The following is a 22,751-nucleotide window of genomic DNA, read 5'->3' as shown; positions in this document are numbered from 1 at the left end:
CCCTGACACGGCATGCGGAAGGGCCCCGCCTGCCGAAGCAGACGGGGCCCTTCACGAGTGCGTCAGTGACGCAGTCGGTCAACCAGTGATCACTTGGTGATCTTGGTGACGCGACCGGCGCCGACGGTCCGGCCACCCTCACGGATGGCGAACTTGAGGCCCTCTTCCATGGCGATCGGCTGGATGAGCTCGACCGACATCTCGGTGTTGTCACCGGGCATGACCATCTCGGTGCCCTCGGGCAGCGTGACGACGCCGGTGACGTCCGTGGTGCGGAAGTAGAACTGCGGGCGGTAGTTGTCGTAGAACGGCGTGTGGCGGCCGCCCTCGTCCTTGGACAGGATGACGACGTTGGCCTCGAAGTTCGTGTGCGGGGTGATCGAGCCCGGCTTGCAGATGACCTGGCCGCGCTCCACCTCCTCGCGCTTGATGCCACGGATGAGCAGACCGACGTTCTCGCCCGCGCGACCCTCGTCGAGGAGCTTGCGGAACATCTCGATGCCGGTGACGGTGGTCTTGGTGGCCGCGCCCTCGTGGATGCCGACGATCTCGACGTCCTCGTTGACGTTCAGGACACCGCGCTCGATACGACCGGTGACGACGGTGCCACGACCGGTGATCGTGAAGACGTCCTCGACGGGCATGAGGAACGGCTTGTCGACGTCACGCTCGGGCTCCGGGATCGACTCGTCGACCGCGTCCATGAGCTCCATGACCGTCTGGCCCCACTCGGCGTCGCCCTCGAGGGCCTTGAGCGCCGAGACCTTGACGACGGGAACGTCGTCGCCCGGGAACTCGTAGGTGGACAGCAGCTCGCGGACCTCCATCTCGACGAGCTCGAGGATCTCCTCGTCGTCGACCATGTCGGCCTTGTTGAGCGCCACGACGATGTAGGGGACACCAACCTGGCGAGCCAGGATGATGTGCTCCTTGGTCTGCGGCATCGGGCCGTCAGTGGCGGCGACGACGAGAATCGCACCGTCCATCTGCGCAGCACCGGTGATCATGTTCTTGACGTAGTCCGCGTGACCGGGGCAGTCAACGTGCGCGTAGTGACGCTTCTCGGTCTGGTACTCGATGTGCGCGATGGAGATGGTGATACCGCGCTGCTTCTCCTCGGGCGCCTTGTCGATGTCGTCGAACGCGAACTGCGGGTTCAGGTCCGGGTACTTGTCGTGCAGGACCTTGGAGATCGCAGCCGTCAGCGTCGTCTTACCGTGGTCGATGTGACCAATGGTGCCGATGTTGACGTGCGGCTTGGTCCGCTCGAACTTTGCCTTCGCCACTTGGTGTCCTCCTCAGGACTCTTTGGTGAAACGCCTCACGACCGGGCAGGACGTGGCGTCGTACTTGGGGGTGGTTGAACTGAGTGCGGTCGACGGCGTGTCGACCAGGGTGCTCAGATCCGTGGACCAGCGACCAGTCTAGCGGTCACTCGCCCCGGGTCTTGGCGATGATCTCTTCGGCGACGGACTTGGGAACCTCTGCGTAGGAGTCGAACTCCATCGAGTAGTTCGCCCGGCCCTGCGTCTTCGACCGGAGGTCTCCGACGTAACCGAACATCTCGGACAGCGGGACAAGGCCCTTGACGACCTTGGCACCACTGATGTCCTCCATGGCCTGGATGTGGCCACGGCGGGAGTTGATGTCACCGATGACGTCGCCCATGTACTCCTCGGGCGTACGCACCTCGACAGCCATCATCGGCTCGAGGATCACGGGGTCGGCCTTGCGGACGGCCTCCTTGAGCGCCATCGACCCAGCGATCTTGAACGCCATCTCCGAGGAGTCGACGTCGTGGTAGGCGCCGTCGAGCAGCGCGGCCTTGATGCCCACGAGCGGGTAGCCGGCGAGGACGCCGTACTGCATCGCGTCCTGGATACCGGCGTCGACCGACGGGATGTACTCGCGCGGGACGCGACCACCGGTGACCTTGTTCTCGAACTCGTACAGCTCACCGGACTCGGTGGTGTCGAGCGGCTCGAGGCGGATCTGGATCTTGGCGAACTGGCCCGACCCACCCGTCTGCTTCTTGTGGGTGTAGTCGTGCTTCTCGACCGTGCGACGGATGGTCTCGCGGTAGGCGACCTGCGGCTTGCCGACGTTGGCCTCGACCTTGAACTCGCGCTTCATGCGGTCGACGAGGATGTCGAGGTGGAGCTCGCCCATGCCGGCGATGATCGTCTGGCCCGTGTCCTCGTCGAGGTGGACCTGGAAGGTCGGGTCCTCGGCCGAGAGCTTCTGGATGGCCGTGGAGAGCTTCTCCTGGTCACCCTTGGTCTTGGGCTCGATGGCCACCTGGATGACCGGGTCCGGGAACGACATCGACTCGAGCACGATCTGCTGGTCGGGGTCGCTCAGGGTGTCACCGGTCGTGGTGTCCTTGAGGCCGATCGCCGCGTAGATGTGACCCGCGAGGGCCTCGTCCACGGGGTTCTCCTTGTTGGCGTGCATCTGGAAGAGCTTGCCGACGCGCTCCTTGCGGCCCTTGGTCGTGTTGACGACCGGGGAGCCGGCGGCGATGCGGCCGGAGTAGACGCGGATGAAGGTCAGCGTGCCGAAGAACGGGTGGCTGGCGACCTTGAACGCGAGGGCCGAGAACGGCTCGTCGCGGTCCGGCTTGCGGGTCATCGGGACGGTCTCGTCGCCGGCCTTGTGACCCACCATCGGGGGCACGTCGATCGGCGAGGGGAGGTAGTCGACGACCGCGTCGAGCATCGGCTGGACGCCACGGTTCTTGAACGCCGAGCCACAGAGGATCGGGTAGAGCGTCGAGGAGACGGTGAGCGCGCGGATGCCGGCCTTGATCTCGGCGACCGTGAGCTCCTCGCCACCGAGGTACTTCTCCATGAGGGCGTCGTCGGACTCGGCGACGCGCTCGATGAGGTGGTGGCGGTACTCGTCGGCCTTGGCCTGGAGGTCCGCGGGGATCTCTTGGACCTCGTACTTGGCACCCATGGTCACGTCGCCCTTGGCGTCGCCGGGCCACACGAGGGCACGCATCTCGACGAGGTCGATGACACCGACGAAGTCGTTCTCCGCGCCGATCGGCAGCTGGATGACGAGGGGCTCGGCGCCCAGGCGGTCCTTGATGGTCTGCACGGTGAAGTAGAAGTCCGCGCCGAGCTTGTCCATCTTGTTGACGAACGCGATGCGGGGGACGTCGTACTTGTCGGCCTGGCGCCACACGGTCTCGGACTGGGGCTCGACGCCCTCCTTGCCGTCGAACACCGCGACGGCGCCGTCGAGGACGCGAAGCGAGCGCTCGACCTCGACGGTGAAGTCGACGTGGCCGGGGGTGTCGATGATGTTGATCTGGTTGTCGCCCCAGAAGGAGGTCACGGCGGCAGACGTGATCGTGATGCCGCGCTCCTTCTCCTGCTCCATCCAGTCGGTCGTCGAGGCGCCGTCGTGCGTCTCACCGATCTTGTGGTTGACGCCGGTGTAGAAGAGGATGCGCTCCGTCGTCGTCGTCTTGCCGGCGTCGATGTGCGCCATGATGCCGATGTTGCGGACCTTGTTGAGGTCCGTCAGGACGTCGAGTGCCACTCGGTTATCTCATCTCGCTCGTTGCGGAAGTTCTGTGCGGTCGTGCCGTGCGGTTCCAACGGAACCGCGGGTTCCGGTATGCCGGGAGCGACGGGTCCCACGCTCTGCGTGGGAGGTGCGCACCCGGCATACCGGGAAGTCACCAGCGGTAGTGCGCGAAGGCCCGGTTGGACTCGGCCATCTTGTGCGTGTCCTCGCGACGCTTGACTGCCGCGCCGAGGCCGTTGGAGGCGTCGAGGATCTCGTTCATGAGGCGCTCGGTCATGGTCTTCTCACGACGCTGACGCGAGTAGCCGACCAGCCAGCGCAGCGACAGGGTCACGGCGCGGTTGGGCTTGACCTCGATCGGCACCTGGTAGGTCGCACCGCCGACGCGGCGGGACTTGACCTCGAGGGTCGGCTTGATGTTGTCCAGCGCGCGCTTGAGCAGCAGCACGGGGTCGGTGCCGCTCTTCTCGCGGGCACCCTCGAGGGCGCCGTAGACGATCGTCTCGGCGATGGACTTCTTGCCGTCGAGGAGGATCTTGTTGACGAGCTGGGTCACGAGCGGGCTCTGGTAGACCGGGTCGATGACGAGGGGGCGCTTCGGAGCGGGGCCCTTACGAGGCATTACTTCTTCTCCTTCTTGGCGCCGTAGCGGCTGCGAGCCTGCTTGCGGCCCTTGACACCCTGGGTGTCGAGCGAGCCACGGATGATCTTGTAGCGAACGCCGGGAAGGTCCTTCACACGGCCACCGCGGACGAGCACGATCGAGTGCTCCTGGAGGTTGTGGCCCTCACCGGGGATGTAGGCCGTGACCTCGATGCCGGAGGTGAGCTTGACGCGCGCGACCTTGCGGAGCGCGGAGTTCGGCTTCTTGGGGGTGGTGGTGTACACACGCGTGCACACACCGCGGCGCTGCGGAGAGCCCTTGAGGGCAGGAGTGGTGACCTTGGTGGTCTTGTCCTGCCGGCCCTTGCGCACCAGCTGGTTGATGGTAGGCAACCTGGATCCTTTGTCTGTCTGGTCGATGTCACGGCGGCTGCCGCAACTCCTTGGATGTCCGGCGCTCGACCCCCGCGGTCGGGTGTGTCGCACCGGATGCTTTCCCCTGCACTCCCCGCTCCAGCCCGCATCACAGTGACGTGATCTCGGTCGTGGTGTCGGGGCGCCCGGCGAAAGGTGGGCGGTCAGTTCCAGGGGCACTCGGCGCCCTGCACTTGACCAACGTCTGGGCCTAGCCAGACACGGTGCTCAACGATACCGGTATGCCGTGAGTGCTCCAAATCGCGCAGGACGCCTCAGGAGTCGAGCCGTTCGAAGGCGGGGGCGTAGCGGAAGGGACCGGCGAGCCCGGCTCGCCACGCACGCAGCGTCTTGGCCTGGAAGTGGGCGTCGGGCCAGGGTCCGGGAGAGCCGATGCCGTGCTCCGAGGCGGGCACGAAGCCGAAGTGGCCGTAGTACTCGGGGTCTCCGAGCAGCACGATCACGGTGTCGCCGCGCTGCTCGGACGAGGCGATGACCGAGGCCATGAGGGCGGCACCGATCCCCTGGCGCTGGAGGTGCGGGGCGACGGCGATGGGGCCGAGCCCGACGGCGGCCCCCTCCCCCAGCGTCGCCTCCGAGCACAGGACGTGCCCGACGACCGCGCCGTCGAGCTCGGCGACGAAGGTGAGGTCCTCGATGACGTCCCCGTCACCACGCAGCTCGTCGACCAGGCTCGACTCGACCGACCGGGCGGCACCCTCGACGCGCGGGAAGGCGTCGTCGTGCAGGGCGGCGATGGCCGCGAAGTCCTCGGGCTGCTCGCGCCGGATGATCATGTCGTCACGCATGCGCCCACCCTCTCACCCGGCCCCCGGTCCTCACGAACGCGTTGCATCTCCCCCCGTTCCCGAGGACCTGGGTGCACGCGAAAGGGCGGGTATGCCGTGTGGTGACCACACGGCATACCCGCCCTTGTCGTTCGGCCTGGCTCAGACCGTCCCTGGACCGTCAGAGACGGTCGAGACCCAGCTCGCTGTCGTCGAGGCGGACGGCCTCGCCCGAGCCCGGACCGAAGGCCGGGTAGGCGAACTCGTCGTAGCTCGGCATCGAGTACATCGCGGCCTTGGCCTCTTCGGTCGGCTCCACGTTGATGTTGCGGTAGCGCGACAGACCGGTGCCGGCCGGGATGAGCTTGCCGAGGATGACGTTCTCCTTGAGGCCGAGGAGGGAGTCGGACTTGCCCTCCATGGCGGCCTCGGTGAGGACGCGCGTCGTCTCCTGGAACGAGGCCGCGGACAGCCACGACTCGGTCGCCAGCGACGCCTTGGTGATACCCATGAGCTCGGGACGACCCGAGGCAGGGGTGCCGCCCTCGGCGACGACGCGACGGTTCTCGTCCTCGAAGCGGCCACGCTCGGCGAGCATGCCCGGCAGCAGGTCGGCGTTGCCGGCCTCGATGATCGTGATCCGGCGGAGCATCTGCCGGACGATGACCTCGATGTGCTTGTCGTGGATCGACACACCCTGCTGGCGGTAGACGTCCTGGACCTCGTCGACCAGGTGGACCTGGACGGCGCGCGGGCCGAGGATGCGAAGGACCTGCTTGGGGTCGATCGAACCCTGCGTCAGCTGCGTGCCGACCTCGACGCTCTGGCCGTCGGAGACGAGCAGACGCGCACGCTTGGTCACCGGGTAGGCGTGCTCCTCGGAGCCGTCGTCCGGCGTGAGCAGGATGCGACGAGCCTTGTCGGTCTCCTCGATCGTGATCCGGCCACTGGCCTCGGCGATCGGGGCCACACCCTTGGGGGTGCGGGCCTCGAAGAGCTCGACGACACGGGGCAGACCCTGCGTGATGTCGTCACCGGCCACACCACCGGTGTGGAAGGTACGCATCGTCAGCTGGGTACCGGGCTCACCGATCGACTGGGCCGCGATGATGCCGACGGCCTCGCCGATGTCGACGAGCTTGCCGGTGGCCAGCGAGCGGCCGTAGCAAAGCGCACACGTCCCGACCTTGCTGTCGCAGGTGAGGACCGAGCGGACCTTGACGCTGTCGACACCGGCGGCGAAGAGCGCGCCGATGACGATGTCACCGAGGTCGATGCCGGCCTCGGCCAGCGTCTCGCCGTCCTTGACGACGTCCTCGGCGAGCGTGCGGGCGTAGACCGAGGTCTCGACGTCGTCGTGGACCGCGCGGTTGCCCGTGCGCTCGTCGACAGCGGCGATCGGCATGGGCAGGCCACGCTCGGTGCCACAGTCGTCCTCGCGGATGATGACGTCCTGCGACACGTCGACGAGACGACGCGTGAGGTAGCCCGAGTCCGCCGTACGGAGCGCGGTGTCGGCCAGGCCCTTGCGCGAACCGTGCGTCGAGATGAAGAACTCGAGCACGGACAGACCCTCGCGGAAGTTCGCGCGGATCGGGCGCGGGATGATCTCGCCCTTCGGGTTGGACACGAGGCCACGCATACCGGCGATCTGGCGCAGCTGCATCCAGTTGCCTCGAGCACCCGAGGACACCATGCGGAAGATGGTGTTGGTGTGCGGGATGTTCGCTTCCATCTCCTTGGCGACCTCGTTGGTGGCCTGCGTCCAGATCTCGATGAGCTCCTGGCGACGCTCGTCGTCCGTGATGAGACCCCGCTCGTACTGGGTCTGCACCTTGGTCGCCTTGGTCTCGTAGGCCTCGAGGATCTCGAGCTTGCGCGGAGGCGTGACCACGTCGGAGATGGCGACCGTGATGCCGGACCGGGTGGCCCAGTGGAAGCCGTACTCCTTGAGCGCGTCGAGCGAGGCCGCGACCTGCACCTTGCTGTAGCGCTCGGCGAGGTCGTTGACGATCGTCGACAGACGCTTCTTGTCGACCTGGTCGTTGACGTACGGGTAGTCCACGGGCAGCGTCTCGTTGAAGAGCGCGCGACCCAGGGTGGTCTCCGGCAGCCACTCGGCGACGTAGCCCTCGGCGTCGGCCTCGACGCCCTCGGGCAGCTCGGTGCCGGGCGTCGGGACGACGTCCTTGAGGCGGATCCGCACGGGCGTGCCGAGCAGGATCTCGCCGGCGTCGAACGCCATGCGGGCCTCGGACACGGTCGAGAAGACCCGACCCTCGCCCTGCGAGCCCTCGACACCGGAGGTGAGGTGGTAGAGACCGATGATCATGTCCTGGGTGGGCATGGTCACCGGACGACCGTCGGCCGGCTTGAGGATGTTGTTGCTCGACAGCATGAGGATGCGGGCCTCGGCCTGCGCCTCCGCGGAGAGCGGCACGTGCACGGCCATCTGGTCACCGTCGAAGTCCGCGTTGAAGGCGGTACAGACGAGCGGGTGGATCTGGATGGCCTTGCCCTCGACGAGCTGCGGCTCGAAGGCCTGGATGCCGAGGCGGTGCAGGGTGGGTGCGCGGTTGAGCAGCACCGGGTGCTCGGTGATGACCTCTTCGAGGACATCCCACACGACGGAGCGGTGACGCTCGACCATGCGCTTGGCCGACTTGATGTTCTGCGCGTGGTCGAGGTCGACCAGTCGCTTCATCACGAACGGCTTGAAGAGCTCGAGCGCCATCTGCTTGGGCAGGCCGCACTGGTGCAGCTTGAGCTGCGGGCCGACGACGATGACCGAACGGCCGGAGTAGTCGACGCGCTTGCCGAGGAGGTTCTGGCGGAACCGGCCCTGCTTGCCCTTGAGCATGTCGGACAGCGATTTGAGCGGACGGTTGCCGGGGCCCGTGACCGGGCGACCACGACGGCCGTTGTCGAAGAGGCTGTCGACAGCCTCCTGGAGCATCCGCTTCTCGTTGTTGACGATGATCTCGGGTGCGCCGAGGTCGAGCAGTCGCTTGAGGCGGTTGTTGCGGTTGATGACGCGACGGTAGAGGTCGTTGAGGTCCGACGTCGCGAAGCGGCCACCGTCGAGCTGCACCATCGGGCGCAGGTCCGGCGGGATGACCGGGACGGCGTCGAGGACCATGCCGTCGGGCTTGTTGGTCGTCGTCATGAACGCCGACACGACCTTGAGCCGCTTGAGGGCACGGGTCTTCTTCTGGCCCTTGCCGGTGGCGATGATCTCGCGCAGCAGCTCGGCCTCGGCCTCGAGGTCGAAGGACTGCAGGCGCTTCTGGATCGCCGCGGCACCCATCCCACCCTCGAAGTACAGACCGAAGCGGTCACGCATCTCGCGGTAGAGGATCTCGTCGCCCTCGAGGTCCTGGACCTTGAGGTTCTTGAACCGGTCCCAGACCTGCGCGAGGCGCTCGACCTGGGCGTCCGCACGCTTGCGGATCTGGTTCATCTCGCGCTCGGCCGAGTCGCGGACCTTGCGCTTGGCGTCGGACTTGGCACCCTCGGCCTCGAGGGCGGCGATGTCGTCCTCGAGCTTCTTGGCGCGGGTCTCGACGTCGGCGTCGCGACGGTTCTCGAGCTCCTTCTTCTCGACCTCGATCTGGGCCTCGAGCGAGGGCAGGTCGGTGTGACGCTGGTCCTCGTCGACGCTCGTGATCATGTAGGCGGCGAAGTAGATGACCTTCTCGAGGTCCTTCGGCGCGAGGTCGAGCAGGTAGCCCAGGCGCGAGGGGACGCCCTTGAAGTACCAGATGTGGGTGACGGGGGCGGCGAGCTCGATGTGGCCCATCCGCTCACGACGCACGGCCGCACGGGTCACCTCGACGCCGCAGCGCTCACAGATGATGCCCTTGAAGCGGACACGCTTGTACTTGCCACACGCGCACTCCCAGTCCCGGGTCGGGCCGAAGATCTTCTCGCAGAAGAGTCCGTCCTTCTCGGGCTTGAGGGTGCGGTAGTTGATGGTCTCGGGCTTCTTCACCTCGCCGTGGCTCCACTCGCGGATGGAGTCAGCGGTGGCGAGGCCAATGCGCAGTTCGTCGAAGAAGTTGACGTCGAGCACGTGGTTCCTTCTCTCGTGTCTCTTGCTAAATCTATGGGTGGGTCAGAACAAGCCTGGGTATGCCGTGCGCTCGCCGAGCGCGGTGTGCGTCAGGTGAGCGCACGGCATACGGATCAGACTTCTTCGACCGAACTGGGCTCGCGGCGCGACAGGTCGATGCCGAGCTCCTCCGCGGCGCGGAAGACGTCGTCCTCGGCCTCACGCATCTCGATCGCCTGGCCATCGCTGGACAGGACCTCGACGTTGAGGCAGAGGCTCTGCATCTCCTTGATGAGCACCTTGAAGGACTCGGGGATGCCGGGCTCGGGGATGTTGTCGCCCTTGACGATCGCCTCGTAGACCTTGACGCGACCGTTGACGTCGTCGGACTTGATCGTGAGGAGCTCCTGCAGCGCGTAGGCGGCGCCGTAGGCCTCGAGCGCCCAGACCTCCATCTCACCGAAGCGCTGGCCACCGAACTGGGCCTTACCGCCGAGCGGCTGCTGGGTGATCATCGAGTACGGACCCGTGCTGCGCGCGTGGATCTTGTCGTCCACGAGGTGGTGCAGCTTGAGGATGTACATGTAGCCGACCGACACGGGGTGCGGGTAGGGCTCACCGGAGCGGCCGTCGAACAGGTTCGTCTTGCCGGAACCGTCGATGAGGCGCACGTCGTCGCGGGTCTTGCGGGTGCTGTCGAGCAGACCCACGATCTCGTTCTCGCGCACACCGTCGAACACCGGCGAGGCGACACGCGTGCCCGGCTCGGCGGAACGGGCGTCCGCGGGGATGAGCTCGGCCCACTCGGGGTTGCCCTCGATGTCCCAGCCTCGGCTCGCGGCCCAACCCAGGTGCAGCTCGAGGATCTGGCCGATGTTCATTCGACCGGGGACCCCGAGCGGGTTGAGCACGACGTCGACCGGCGTGCCGTCCTCGAGGAAGGGCATGTCCTCGACCGGGAGGATCTTGGAGATGACGCCCTTGTTGCCGTGGCGGCCGGCGAGCTTGTCACCGTCGGTGATCTTGCGCTTGTTGGCCACGTAGACCCGCACGAGCTGGTTGACGCCCGGGGGCAGCTCGTCGCCGTCGTCCTTGTCGAACACCTTGACCGCGATGACCGTGCCGGTCTCACCGTGAGGGACCTTGAGCGAGGTGTCGCGCACCTCGCGGGCCTTCTCACCGAAGATCGCACGGAGCAGGCGCTCCTCCGGGGTCAACTCGGTCTCGCCCTTGGGCGTGACCTTGCCGACGAGGAGGTCGCCGTCGCGGACCTCGGCACCGATGCGGATGATCCCGCGCTCGTCGAGGTCGGCGAGGACCTCCTCGGAGACGTTGGGGATGTCGCGGGTGATCTCCTCCGGGCCGAGCTTGGTGTCGCGGGCGTCGACCTCGTGCTCCTCGATGTGGATCGAGGAGAGGACGTCGTCCTGGACCAGGCGCTGGCTGAGGATGATCGCGTCCTCGTAGTTGTGGCCCTCCCACGGCATGAACGCCACGAGGAGGTTGCGACCCAGGGCCATCTCGCCACCGTCGGTCGCGGGACCGTCGGCGATGAGGCCACCCTTCTCGACACGGTCACCCTCGGCCACGACCACACGCTGGTTGTAGCTGTTGCCCTGGTTGGAGCGGGTGAACTTGTCGATCCGGTAGGTGCGCGAGGTGCCGTCGTCGGCGGCGACGGTGACGAGGTCGGCGGAGACCTCGGTCACGACACCGGCCTTCTCGGCGACGACGACGTCACCGGAGTCGACGGCGGCGCGGAACTCCATGCCGGTGCCGACGAGCGGTGCCTCCGCCTTGACGAGCGGGACGGCCTGGCGCTGCATGTTGGAACCCATGAGCGCACGGTTGGCGTCGTCGTGCTCGAGGAAGGGGATGAGTGCCGTCGCGGCCGAGACCATCTGGCGGGCGGAGACGTCGATGTAGTCGACGTCGTCGGCCGGGATGTACTCGACCTCGCCACCCTTGACGCGCACGAGGACGCGCTCGTGGGCGAACCGGTCACCCTCGGCGTCGAGCGTCGCGTTCGCCTGGGCGATGACGTGCTCGTCCTCCTCGTCAGCCGACAGGTAGTGGATCTCGTCGGTGATGCGACCCTTGACGACCTTGCGGTACGGGGTCTCGATGAAGCCGAACGCGTTGATGCGGCCGTAGGACGCGAGTGAACCGATGAGGCCGATGTTGGGACCCTCAGGGGTCTCGATCGGGCACATGCGGCCGTAGTGCGACGGGTGGACGTCACGGACCTCCATGCCGGCGCGGTCACGGGAGAGACCACCCGGGCCCAGCGCGGACAGACGACGCTTGTGCGTCAGCCCGGAGAGCGGGTTGTTCTGGTCCATGAACTGCGACAGCTGCGAGGTGCCGAAGAACTCCTTGATCGACGCCACCACGGGGCGGATGTTGATCAGGGTCTGCGGCGTGATCGCCTCGACGTCCTGGGTCGTCATCCGCTCGCGCACGACGCGCTCCATCCGGGACAGGCCCGTGCGGACCTGGTTCTGGATGAGCTCGCCGACGTTGCGCAGGCGACGGTTGCCGAAGTGGTCGATGTCGTCGGTCTCGACGCGGATGTCGACGGCCTCGCCCTTGCGGGTGCCCGGCAGGGTGTCGTCGCCGTTGTGCAGCGCCACGATGTACTTGATCGTCGCGACGATGTCGTCGATGGCCAGCGTCGAGTTGGTGAGCTCGCCGTCGAGGCCGAGCTTCTTGTTGATCTTGTAGCGACCGACCTTGGCCAGGTCGTAGCGCTTGCCGTTGAAGTAGAGGTTGTCGAGCAGGTTCTGCGCGGCCTCACGGGTGGGCGGTTCGCCCGGACGCAGCTTGCGGTAGATGTCGAGCAGCGCGTCGTCCTGGCCCTCGGTGTTGTCCTTGTCGAGGGTGAGCTCGATCGACTCGTAGCCGGCGAACTCCTCACGGATCTGGGCCTCGGTCATGCCGAGGGCCTTGAGGAGCACGGTGACCGACTGCTTGCGCTTGCGGTCGACGCGGACGCCGACCATGTCGCGCTTGTCGATCTCGAACTCGAGCCAGGCGCCGCGGCTCGGGATGATCTTGGCCGTGTAGATGTCCTTGTCGGACGTCTTGTCGGCGGTGCGCTCGAAGTAGACGCCCGGGCTGCGGACGAGCTGCGAGACGACGACACGCTCGGTGCCGTTGATGATGAACGTGCCACGCTCGGTCATGAGCGGGAAGTCACCCATGAAGACGGTCTGGCTCTTGATCTCGCCAGTGGTGTTGTTCATGAACTCCGCGGTGACGAACAGGGGCGCGGAGTAGGTCTGGTCGCGCTCCTTGCAGTCCTCGATGGAGTACTTGACATCTTCGAAGCGGTGGTCGCGGAACGACAGCGACATGGATCCGCTGAAGTCCTCGATCGGGGAGATCTCCTCGAAGATGTCCTCGAGCCCGGAACGCTCCGGGACGTCGTCGCGGCCGGCGGCGCGCGCCTCAGCGACGCGCTCCTGCCACCGCTCGTTGCCGAGGAGCCAGTCGAAGCTCTCGGTCTGCAGTGCGAGGAGGTCGGGGACCTCCAGGGGCTCTCGGATCTTGCCGAACGAGAGACGGCCCGAAGCCGTCAATGCGGTGGTCACGGTCTTGGACGCGGTGCGCGAGGCAGCCAAGGATGGTCCTTCCACTGGCCATGTGTTTTCAACGGTGGTCGCACCACCCATGTGAACCGGTCCGGTCTCGGGGTTGAGAGGACCACGCACTCGTGCGGGAGCCGGGATGCGGCGGTGGCACGACGGAGGTCGCTCGACGAGCGCGGGCGGAGGTCATGGGCAGGGCAAAGCAACAGTCTAGACAAAAAGGGCGCAACAGTCCAACCCTGTCCAATTTCGCCCTCACGGGCGAGATGCAGGTCCGGTCAGCCGTCGCATGCGGGAGGCACGCGGTGTGACCCGGAAAGGATGACTGTCCCAGCGGCGAACGTCAAGCGCGGCACCTGGGCGTTCTCGCGTGTCGCCGCTGCCCCGCCCCCGGACATGCGGAACGGGCGGTGTGGATCCGATCGGATCCACACCGCCCGTTCACGGCGAGTCAGCCTCTCTCGAGGCTCAGCTCACTTGAGCTCGACGGTCGCGCCTGCGCCCTCGAGCTGCTCCTTGGCCTTGTCGGCCGCGGCCTTGTCGACCTTCTCGAGGACGGGCTTCGGGGCGCCGTCGACGAGGTCCTTGGCCTCCTTGAGACCGAGGGAGGTCAGCGCGCGGACCTCCTTGATGACGGCGATCTTCTTGTCGCCGGCAGCGGTCAGGATGACGTCGAACTCGTCCTGCTCCTCGGCGGCAGCGGAGTCGCCGCCACCGGCCGGGGCGCCGGCAGCCGCAACCGCGACGGGCGCGGCGGCGGTGACGCCGAAGGTGTCCTCGAACTGCTTGACGAACTCGGAGAGCTCGATGAGGGTCATCTCCTTGAAGGCCTCAAGGAGCTCGTCGGTGCTGAGCTTGGCCATGATGGCTGCCTTTCTACTTCGTGTATGCCGTGAGTGGCGGTGGTGTGTAAAACCTGGAGCTCTGTGCGTGGTGTCGCCCAGAACTCAGGCGTCGTCGCCACCCGTGGCGACGTCTGCGGTTGCCTCAGCCGCTGGTGCGGCCTCGGCGGGGGTCTCCTCGGTGGCCTCGGCCGCGGGAGCGGCAGCAGCCGGACCCTCGACCTCGACCTTGGCACGCAGCGCGTCGACGACCCGAGCGGTCTGCGAGAGCGGTGCGGCGAAGAGGTAGACAGCCTTGCTGAGCGAGGCGTTCATGGCGCCCGCCAGCTTGGCAAGGAGAACCTCGCGGGACTCGAGGTCCGCGAGCTTCTTGATCTCGTCGGACGAGAGCGCCTTGCCGTCAAGCAGGCCGCTCTTGATCACGAGGAGGGGGTTTGCCTTGGCGAAGTCACGCAGGCCCTTTGCGGCCTCGACCGGGTCACCGTCGACGAAGGCGATGGCGGACGGTCCCACGAGCTGCCCGTCGAAGGCCGTGACTCCGGCCTCCTTGGCGGCGAGCTCGGTCAGCGTGTTCTTGACCACGGCGTAGGTCGCGTTGCCACGAAGGGCGCCACGAAGCTCGGTGATCTGTGCCACCGAGAGCCCGCGGTACTCCGTGAGAACAGCGGCGTTGGAGCTACGGAACTTCTCCGCGAGCTCGGCGATCGCCGCGGACTTGTCTGCACGAGACATTCGGGCCTCCTTCCGTCGGTTCGACCTCCGGGAAGGAGCCACGAAAAACAGATCGAGCCCCGGCGCAGGGCGCGGGGCTCGTGGCGGCACGTCGCGTTGGACGTGCTGTGTCGAATCTCGGCCTGCGCTGGTTGCCCGCTCTCGCGGAACCTTCGGTCTGGTGCGGGTGCACCGGACAACCGGCGGTCTTTGGTCAAGGGACACAGTAGACGGGCGAGGGCCCGGCGACCAAATCGTCCCCCTGGTCGCCTGCGAGCACCACTCCCCCGGCCGCTTTATCGGGTGACCCGATAAAGGACCGCTCCACCCGGGTTGGGAACCAGGGTGGAGCGGGACGACGTCGGGTCGAGCGGGAGGACGTCGGGTCGCGGTGTGGTCAGCTGGCGGAGGGGAGGCTGATCGAGCCGACCTGGTCGGCCCGCGGGGCGGCGATCTCGACCTTCTTGCCCCAGTCGCTGTAGGTGACCTCGATCGACTGGCCTGCGGCCGACGTCGAGATCGTCACGGGGCGGTCGTCCTTGTCGAGGACGTAGGTCATCGTCAGCGGCTCGGCGGAGGCGCTGGCCGACGGGCTCGGCGTGCTGCCCATGGCCTTGGCCGGGTCGACGGCGAACTCGTAGGTCGTGTTGCCACCCTCCTTGGCCTTGACGGTGGCCTGGGTGCCCTTGAGGTTGGCCGCCATCTTGGTCGGGTCGCTCACGCCGCCCTCGACGATGCCCTTGAACATCTGGCTGATCGGGTCCTCACCGTTCGGGTCGATCTTGACCCAGGGCTTCGCCTGACCCGGGAGGCCCTTGAGGTAGACGAAGTCGCCGACGGCGATGATCTCCATCTCGGAGCCCTCGACGGGGACCGTCGTGTGCTGCTCGAGCTTGCCGTCGACGTAGCGGAAGTCGCCCGACGCCTCCTGGCCCCCGGTCTTCATGGTCATCGTGCCGCTGCCGGCCTTCTCCATGGCCTTGACCATGCGGCCGGCGACCTCGCCGGCGTCGACCTTGTCGCCCTGTGCGGCGTCGGCGCCGGCGTCGGACGACCCGGTCTCGGAGGTGCCGCTCCCGGACCCGCCGTCCGAGGAGCCGCAGGCACCCAGCGCGAGGAGGGCGGACAGGGCGAGCGCGGCGCCGCTGGAGCGGCGCATGGAGATGGTCATGGTGAGTGGATCCCTCCCGGTTGAGTCCTTCGAGGGTAACGGCGCACCCTGTCGAGGACCGAACCGCCGGTCAGTAGGCCTTGAGCGCGGAGACGAGCCAGCGGTTGCCGACCCGGGACATCGTGGCGATGACCCGGTTCTGGTCGATCGAGGGCTCCTTCTGCGCGTCGCTCGTCCGGGCCTGGTTGACGAAGGCCTGCACCGTCACCGAGTCGTCGGTCTGCGACATCACCCCGACCTCGTAGGCGCGCGCCTTGACCACGGTCTTGTCCTTCTGGGCCATCGGCACGATGGTCTTGCTCATCGTCGTGGCGAACTCGTCCTTGAACGTGCCCGTGAGCAGGGCCTGCCCGGCGGGGATCTGCTCGGTCATCGTCGCGTGGTTGTAACTGAGGATCTGCTCGAGCGTCGACCTCGCCGTGGCACTGGCGGCACTGGCGTCGCGCGCCCGCTGGGCGGGGTCCTCGCGCGTGACGAACAGGACGGTGGCGAGCAGCACGAGGCTGGCCGCGAGGGCCAGCGCAGGGACGAGCAGCCGGCGTCGCGCCGCCGGTGCGTCAGCGCCGTCGTCGACGTCGGGGTCGGCTCCCGCGTCCGAGTCGTCGAGATCTGGGTCGGCGGCATCTGCGTCGGCGGCTTCAGCGTCGGACTTCGCGTGCGCGTCGGCGGGTGCGGGCTCGTCGGACACGGCGTCGTCACTGCCCGCGCCGTCCGGCACGTGCGGGGACGGCGCGAGGTCACTGCCGGTGCCCGCGTCGACGCCGGGCCGGGCGTCCGGTGCAGTGCCAGGCCGGCGGCGCTGCCCGGCGACGCGGGGGCGACGGTTAGCCGACGAACTCAAGGCGCTCCACCTTCCACTGCTCGCCCACCCGGCGCAGGCCGAGCTTGGTGCGATAGGTCTTCTTCTCACCCTGGGGCACGACGCTGTTGCTCGTGGGGGCGATGAGGCCGACGATCACGGTCGCGGAGTCCTGGTCACCGGTGACGAGGGCGGCCTCGGACCTCTCCACCTTGCTCACCGACTTGTTGTCGACGATGACCTTCCGCAGGTCGTCGAGCTGTGCGGTGTAGCTCGCGAGGAACTCCCCCGTCGCCGCGGCCTTGACGCGGTCGGTGTCCTCGGCCACCTTGCGGTAGTCGATCGTCGCGAAGTTCACCGCGAGCTGCCGTCCGGCGGCGAGGGCGTCGTTCTGGGCGCTCTCGGTGGCGCGGGCCTCCCACCAGTCGCGTCCACGGGTCGCTGCGAGGGCGACGGTCGCGACGAGGGCAAGCGTCGTCAGGGCCCAGAGAACCCGGGCCGGTGTCACTCGGCTCATCGCACGGCTTCCTGCATGATCCACGACCACGAGTCTGCCCCTGCGGCACCGCCGCTCGGCGCGAGGGGGGCCGAGATCTGGGGCACACCCTCGGCGACGGCCTCGTTGCCCAGCGGCAGCATCCGGTCCGCCAGCGTCATCGGGTGCGAGGACGCGACGCCACTGCGCGGCCGGGGTGCGTTCTGGGCACCACGGACGTTGGACGCCGAGCCGCGCGGGAGCGTGCAGCCGGCCCTGGTGTTGAGCGGCGGCAGGTTCTGGGTCCGGTTCGGGTCGGTGCGCTGCGTGGCCTCGTAGCCCTTGGTGCAGACGACAGGGTCGTGCGCCGTCTGCACGCCGAAGTGCGCGGTGCCGTCACCCGGGACCACGGTGTATCCGCCCACGACGACCTCGGGGTAGGTGACGAACATCTGCTCGATCCCGTCGATGCGCGAGGTCGTCACTTGGCCGATCGTGATGAAGTTCGCGATGAGCACGGCGAGGTCGGCCTCGTTGTCCTTGACGAGGCCCTCGAGCTCCTTGGAGGCGACAACGCCGCGGTCGAGGATGAGCCGGAGGTCGCCGTCGGACTTCTGCAGGGTCTCGGAGAGGTTGGCGAAGTCGGTCGCGAAGTTCTTGATCTGCGGAGCCGTGTCGCGCTGGGTGTCGAGCACGGTCTTGCTCTGCTTGATCAGCCGCACCGTCTCGGGCAGGGCGTCGATCGCCGCCTGCGTGAGCAGGTCGCCGTTGTCGATGAGGCGCGAGAGGTCCGGCCCTGCGCCGTCGAACCCGGTGCCGAGCTCGTCGACGACGGTCCGCAGGTCGTCCTGGTCGACCGAGCGGACGGTCTTGTCGACGTGGAGCAGCAGCTCGTCGACCCGGATCGGGTATGCCGTGTCCTTGCGCGGGATGCGGTCTCCCGTCTCGAGCATGGGGCCGTCGGCCGTGCGGGGCTGGAGGTCGAGGTACTGCTCGCCGACGGCCGAACGGTTCTCGACGACGGCGCGCGTGTCCTTGGGCACCTCGGTCCCGCGGTCGAGCTGCGCCTCGACGAGGACGCCGTCCTTCTCGAGCTCGAGCCCGGAGACGCGTCCGACCTTGACGCCGCGGTAGGTGACCTCGGAGCCCACGAAGATGCCGCCGGACTGGGCGAAGGACGCCTGGATGGTCGGTCCGCCGCCGAGGATGCGCTCGGTGAGCCCGATGTAGTTCGCGGAGAGGATCGACACGGCCACGATCGTGATGAGCGTGAAGGCCGCGAGCTGGACCTTGGTGAACGTGCGGATCATGCCGCACCACCCCCGTACAGCGAGGTCCACGAGCGGTCACCGTTGGCGTCCGCGCCGCACAGCGGCGGGCACAGCGGGTTCGCCGGCGGCTGCGTCGCGGTGGGCGCGGGAACCGGCACGGAGGGGACGGGGACGGACGGGACCGGCACCGGCGGCACCGGGATGCCGGGAAGGCTCGGCGCGGGAGGCAGTGCCGGCCCTCCCCCGCCCTGGAGGATCTCGAGCTCGCTGAGGTCGAGGTCCGCCGTGACCGACAGGTTCGTGTAGTCGCCCTTGATCGCACCGAGAGCCGCGTCCGGGAAGGGATAGGTGAGGAGCAGCTCCAGCGAGCGGGGCAACGTGTCGCCCGCCTTGTTGAGCTGGCCGAGGATCGGCCCGAGGAGCTTGAGGTTGGCCAGCAGGTCCGCCTTGGACCCCTGGATCACCTTGGTGCCCACGTCACCGAGCCGGCTGAGGGCCTGGAGCATCTGGGTGAGCTGGATCCGCTGGTCGGCGAGGATCTTCAGGCCCTTGGGGATCTCCTCGAGCGTCTGCGCGATGAGGTCCTTCTGCGCGGCGAGACGCGCGGCCAGGCGGTCGACCATGTCGATGGCGCGCACGATCTCGGCCTTCTGGTCCTCGAGCCCGCCGACGAAGGTGTTGAGCTCGCCGATGAGGTGCTTGATCTCGTCGGTGTTGCCGCGCAGGGCGTTGTTGAGCTCGCGCTCGATGACGGCGAGCTGCCCGACGCCACCGCCGTTGAGCAGCAACGACATCGCGGAGAGCACCTCCTCGACCTCGGGGTTGCGGTTGGTGCGCTCGAGCGGGATGAGGTCACCCTGCGAGAGCGTCCCCACCCCCTTGCCCTCGGCCGGGGCCGCGAGGGCGATGTACTTCTCGCCGAGCAGCGACGACTGCTTGAGCTCGGCGGTGGCGTTGTCGGGGAGCTTGCTGTTGCGGGGCACGCTCAGCGTCACCCTCGCCGTCCAGCCGTTGAGCTCGATGTCCTCGACCTGGCCCACGGAGACCTCGTTGATCTTCACCGCCGACTTGGGGACGAGGTCGAGCACGTCGGCGAAGTCCACCTTGATCGTCATGGACGGCCCCTCCCCCTTGGCGCCGCCGGGGAGCGGGAGGTCGAAGGCGCCCTGGCACGAGGTCAGGGTGAGGGCCACGGCAGTAGCCACCGCGACCGCCCGGAACGGGCGGCGCGCACGAGGTGGGCGCGGGTCCCACGTTCTGCGTGGGCCGGCATACGTCATGGCTTCTCCTTCGGGAGCAGTCCGCCGAGCGTCACGTCGGCACCCCGGACCGTCACGCCGGGAGACGCCGCTGCGGGCTTCGCCGTCGTCGTGGAGGGCGACGAGCCGGTCGTCCCGGCCACCGTGAGCACGTCGGGGACCGCCGACAGGCCGGGCAGGTTGAGCACGCCCGGGAGCGGCAAGCCGCCCTTGGGGATGAGCTGCTGCAGCGTCGCGCAGAGGTTGGTGTTGCCCGTCCCGGTGGGGCCCGTGATGAGCGAGCACAGGATGAGCGCCGGGTCGTCGAGACCCTCCATGTTGGCCCGGGTGTCCAAGGTGCCGGAAGAAGGGTTGTAGGCGAGCTGGAGGTTGGACAGCGCGACCGGCGCGTTGTCGAGCGTGGCTGCCAGGCTGTCGCGCTTGGCCGCCACCGCGCTCGTCAGGGCGGTGAGCTGGTCGACGTCCTGCGTGAGAACCGCCCGGTTGTCCTTGACGAAGGTCGAGATCTCCGCGAGCGCGACCGCGAGGTTCTTCAGGGCCGCCGCGAGGTCGTCGCGCTCGCCGTCGAGCTGGTCCGACACCTTGGACAGGTCGGTGTTGAGACGGCGGACCTGCGCGTCGTTCTTCGCGAGCATCCCGGTGAAGGTGTCGAGGTTCTTGACCGTCGCGAAGAGGTCGCCACGACCCTCGGCGAAGGTCTGCACCGCCTGCGACAGGCTGCGGTTCATCTCGTGGAGGTTCTCGCCGTTGCCCTCGAGGTTGCGGGCACCGGTGTCGAGGAGGCGGGTCAGCGCGCCCTCCTTGTTGGCGCCCTCGGGACCGAGGGCCACCATGAGGTCGTCCAGGCTCTGCGAGACCCGGTCGAGCTCGACGGGGACGGCGGTGCGCTCCTGGGGGATCCGGGCGCCGTCACGCATGACCGGTCCGGTCGTGTAGGCCGGCAGCAGCTGGACGTAGCGGTCGCTCACGAGAGACGGTGCGACCACGGCAGCCTTGGCCTCCGCCGGCACCTTGACGTCGTCCTCGACCTCGAAGGTCACCTGCACGGTCTCGCCGCGCGGCTCCACCGCGAGCACCTTGCCCACGCGCACCCCGAGGATCCGCACGTCGGAGCCGGGGAAGAGTCCGACGGCACGCCCGAACTCACCGGTCACGGTGACCTTGTCACCGCGCGGCCACCAGACGAACGCGGCCGCGACGAGGCCCACGACGACGAGCGCCGCGACGACCTTGCCGAGGATGCCCGGCGCCTGTCCGTGCCTCATCGGCCCACCCCTCCGACGGGAACCGTGAGGTTCTGGATGTAGGTGTCGAACCAGCGTCCGGTGCCCAGGGTGCTCGCGAAGACGCGGGTGAACGGCGCCATGGCGTCGATGGTCCGGGTGAGGTCGGCCTCGTGCTCGCGCAGTGTCGCCAGGACGCCCCGGAGCTGCTGGAGCGCCGGCCCCAGCTGCGCCCGGTTGTCCCGGACGAGCCCGGTCACCTGCACGGCCATCGCGCTGGTGTTCGTGAAGAGGGTGTGGATCGCGTCGCGGCGCTCGTAGAGCTCGGCGAGGAGCAGGTCCGCGTCGATGATGATCTTCTCGATGACCTTGTTCTGGTCGGCCAGGGTGCCCGAGACCGAGTTGGCGGCCTTGAGCAGCGCCTGGAGCTCGGTGTCACGGCTGGCGACCGTGCGCGACAGCCGGCTGAGGCCGTCGAGCGCCAGCGTGACGTTGGCGGGGGTGTCGGTGAACTCGCGCGCCATGGTGTCCAGCGAGTCGGCGAGCAGCTCGGTGTCGATGCGCTCGGTCGTCTCGGTGAGGTCGGAGAAGGCGTCGATGATGTCGTAGCTCGACACCGTGCGCGAGGTGGGGATCGTCGTCCCCTCCTTCATCTGGCCACGACCCTTGGGTTCGAGCGAGACGTACTTCTGGCCGAGCAGGGTCTTCATCCTGATCGAGGCGCCGGAGTCCGGCCCGAAGGCGACGTCCTCGGTGATCCGGAAGTCGACGTCGACCTTGTTGCCGGCCAGGCGGATGTCGGTGACCTTGCCGACGCGGACGCCGGCGATGCGGACCTCGTCGCCGTCGCGCAGGCCGCCGGCCTCGGTGAAGGAGGCGGCGTACTCGTCCCCTCCCCCGATGAGGGGCAGGGCGGAGGCGTTGAACGCTGCGAGCAGCACGAGCGCGATGGCGACCAGCCCGGCGATGCCGATGGGCAGCGGGTCACGAGCGCGGAACTGGGTACTCATCGGCACCTCGCAGATGCGACGTTGTAGCCGAGCCCGGCCGGGGTCGAGCCGGTCGGCAGGACGATGTTCTTGGCGTCGAAGCGGCAGAGGTAGAAGTTGAACCACGAGCCGTAGGTCGCGGTCCGGGTGATCGCCGCGATCTTCTCCGGTGAGCCGGTGATGAACTTCTCGTATGCCGCGGTGTTGGCCGGCTTGTTGAGCGTGGCCCCCAGTGCGCGCAGCTGCGCGACGTCGTTCTTGATGTCGGGCCGGCCGGCCGCGAGCAGCCGGGCCGTCTCGTCCGTCACCGAGTTGATGTTGGTGAGGGACTCACCGATCGCCTTGCGGTCGGCCGCGAGACCGGACACGAAGCGCTGGAGCTGGATGAGCAGCTCACCGAGCGCGTCGTCGTGCTGCTCGACCGTGGTGAGGGTCGTCGTGAGGTTGGTGATGACCCGGCCGATGACCTGGTCGCGGTCGGCGAGGGTGCTCGTGAGGGACGCCGTCTGGCCGAGCAGTGTGTTGATGTTGCCGCCCTCGCCCTGGAGCACCGAGATGATCTGGGCCGACAGCTCGTTGACCTGCTTGGGTGACAGCGCGGCGAAGAGCGGCTTGAACCCGTTGAACAGGACCGTGAGGTCGAGCGCCGGGTGGGTGCGCTCGAGCGGGATGGTCGCACCGTCCCTGAGCGGGGTCGCGGCGCCGGGGCCCTGGGTCAGCGAGATGTAGCGCTCGCCGACGAGGTTGCGGTACTTGATCGTCGCCACCGTGCCCTGGGTGAGCACGCTCGACGAGAGCACGTCGAAGGTCACCTCGGCGTTGGTGCGGTCGCGGGCCACGTCGATGCTCTTGACCGTGCCGACTCGCACGCCGGCGATGCGGATCTCGTGGCCCTTGGCCAGACCAGTGACGTCGCTGAAGCGGGCGGTGAACGAGTTGCGGTCTCCCGGCTGGATGTTGGCGATCGTCGCGGCGAGGGTGCCGGTGGCGAGGATGGTGACGATCGCGAAAACGATGAACTTCACGAG

Annotated in this window: 17 protein-coding genes; all 17 read right to left on the bottom strand. The window is 67.9% G+C overall.

The features are described 5' to 3' along the window. Window positions 1-89: 89 nt before the first annotated feature. The 17 genes from tuf to LL946_RS12140 all read right to left on the bottom strand — a co-directional run bounded on the left by tuf (window position 90) and on the right by LL946_RS12140 (window position 22,748). A complete protein-coding gene (gene tuf / locus LL946_RS12220) occupies window positions 90-1,286 on the bottom strand; it encodes an elongation factor Tu (protein ID WP_404381009.1) in 1,197 nt (398 codons plus the stop codon). Between the two features lie 145 nt (window positions 1,287-1,431). Next, the gene (fusA, locus tag LL946_RS12215; protein WP_404381007.1) at window positions 1,432-3,549 is read right to left on the bottom strand and encodes an elongation factor G; all 2,118 of its coding nucleotides are present in this window, start codon (window positions 3,547-3,549) and stop codon (window positions 1,432-1,434) included. A 139-nt stretch (window positions 3,550-3,688) separates the two neighbouring features. Beyond that, window positions 3,689-4,159, bottom strand: coding sequence for a 30S ribosomal protein S7 (gene rpsG / locus LL946_RS12210; protein WP_147064743.1), 471 nt, complete (start codon window positions 4,157-4,159; stop codon window positions 3,689-3,691). Continuing rightward, window positions 4,159-4,533, bottom strand: coding sequence for a 30S ribosomal protein S12 (rpsL, locus tag LL946_RS12205; RefSeq protein ID WP_147064741.1), 375 nt, complete (start codon window positions 4,531-4,533; stop codon window positions 4,159-4,161). The genes rpsG and rpsL overlap by 1 nt, the downstream gene beginning before the upstream one ends. 296 nt (window positions 4,534-4,829) lie before the next feature. Further along, complete coding sequence (locus LL946_RS12200) at window positions 4,830-5,363, bottom strand: GNAT family N-acetyltransferase (RefSeq protein ID WP_404381004.1); 534 nt, start codon at window positions 5,361-5,363, stop codon at window positions 4,830-4,832. A gap of 160 nt (window positions 5,364-5,523) precedes the next feature. Beyond that, window positions 5,524-9,414: a DNA-directed RNA polymerase subunit beta' gene (locus tag LL946_RS12195; RefSeq protein WP_404381002.1), complete on the bottom strand. Its 3,891-nt coding sequence runs from the start codon at window positions 9,412-9,414 to the stop codon at window positions 5,524-5,526. A 113-nt stretch (window positions 9,415-9,527) separates the two neighbouring features. After that, complete coding sequence (gene rpoB / locus LL946_RS12190; RefSeq protein ID WP_404381000.1) at window positions 9,528-13,016, bottom strand: DNA-directed RNA polymerase subunit beta; 3,489 nt, start codon at window positions 13,014-13,016, stop codon at window positions 9,528-9,530. 440 nt (window positions 13,017-13,456) lie between these two features. After that, window positions 13,457-13,846: a 50S ribosomal protein L7/L12 gene (rplL, locus tag LL946_RS12185; RefSeq protein WP_404380998.1), complete on the bottom strand. Its 390-nt coding sequence runs from the start codon at window positions 13,844-13,846 to the stop codon at window positions 13,457-13,459. A gap of 84 nt (window positions 13,847-13,930) precedes the next feature. Further along, window positions 13,931-14,557 (bottom strand): 50S ribosomal protein L10, encoded by a 627-nt coding sequence (gene rplJ / locus LL946_RS12180; RefSeq protein ID WP_404380996.1) that lies wholly within the window; start codon window positions 14,555-14,557, stop codon window positions 13,931-13,933. A 376-nt stretch (window positions 14,558-14,933) separates the two neighbouring features. After that, window positions 14,934-15,707, bottom strand: a complete 774-nt coding sequence (locus LL946_RS12175) for a hypothetical protein (RefSeq protein ID WP_404380994.1) — start codon at window positions 15,705-15,707, stop codon at window positions 14,934-14,936. Window positions 15,708-15,777: 70 nt separating this feature from the next. Continuing rightward, the gene (locus LL946_RS12170; RefSeq protein ID WP_404380992.1) at window positions 15,778-16,548 is read right to left on the bottom strand and encodes a hypothetical protein; all 771 of its coding nucleotides are present in this window, start codon (window positions 16,546-16,548) and stop codon (window positions 15,778-15,780) included. Beyond that, the gene (locus LL946_RS12165; protein ID WP_404380990.1) at window positions 16,532-17,023 is read right to left on the bottom strand and encodes a hypothetical protein; all 492 of its coding nucleotides are present in this window, start codon (window positions 17,021-17,023) and stop codon (window positions 16,532-16,534) included. The genes LL946_RS12170 and LL946_RS12165 overlap by 17 nt, the downstream gene beginning before the upstream one ends. Further along, window positions 17,020-18,291: an MCE family protein gene (locus LL946_RS12160; protein ID WP_404380988.1), complete on the bottom strand. Its 1,272-nt coding sequence runs from the start codon at window positions 18,289-18,291 to the stop codon at window positions 17,020-17,022. Before LL946_RS12160 ends, LL946_RS12165 begins: the two co-directional genes overlap by 4 nt. Continuing rightward, on the bottom strand, window positions 18,288-19,445 hold the full coding sequence (locus tag LL946_RS12155) for an MCE family protein (protein ID WP_404380986.1): 1,158 nt from the start codon (window positions 19,443-19,445) through the stop codon (window positions 18,288-18,290). Before LL946_RS12155 ends, LL946_RS12160 begins: the two co-directional genes overlap by 4 nt. 83 nt (window positions 19,446-19,528) lie before the next feature. Continuing rightward, complete coding sequence (locus LL946_RS12150; RefSeq protein WP_404380984.1) at window positions 19,529-20,776, bottom strand: MCE family protein; 1,248 nt, start codon at window positions 20,774-20,776, stop codon at window positions 19,529-19,531. Beyond that, window positions 20,773-21,744: an MCE family protein gene (locus tag LL946_RS12145; protein ID WP_404380982.1), complete on the bottom strand. Its 972-nt coding sequence runs from the start codon at window positions 21,742-21,744 to the stop codon at window positions 20,773-20,775. Before LL946_RS12145 ends, LL946_RS12150 begins: the two co-directional genes overlap by 4 nt. Beyond that, window positions 21,741-22,748 (bottom strand): MCE family protein, encoded by a 1,008-nt coding sequence (locus LL946_RS12140; protein ID WP_404380980.1) that lies wholly within the window; start codon window positions 22,746-22,748, stop codon window positions 21,741-21,743. The genes LL946_RS12145 and LL946_RS12140 overlap by 4 nt, the downstream gene beginning before the upstream one ends. Window positions 22,749-22,751 lie beyond the last annotated feature (3 nt).

The sequence above is a fragment of the Knoellia locipacati genome (genome assembly GCF_044791685.1).
Lineage (GTDB): Bacteria > Actinomycetota > Actinomycetes > Actinomycetales > Dermatophilaceae > Knoellia > Knoellia locipacati_A.
Note: the sequence above shows the minus strand (reverse complement) of the source record. Positions and strands in the feature narration are given on the sequence as shown.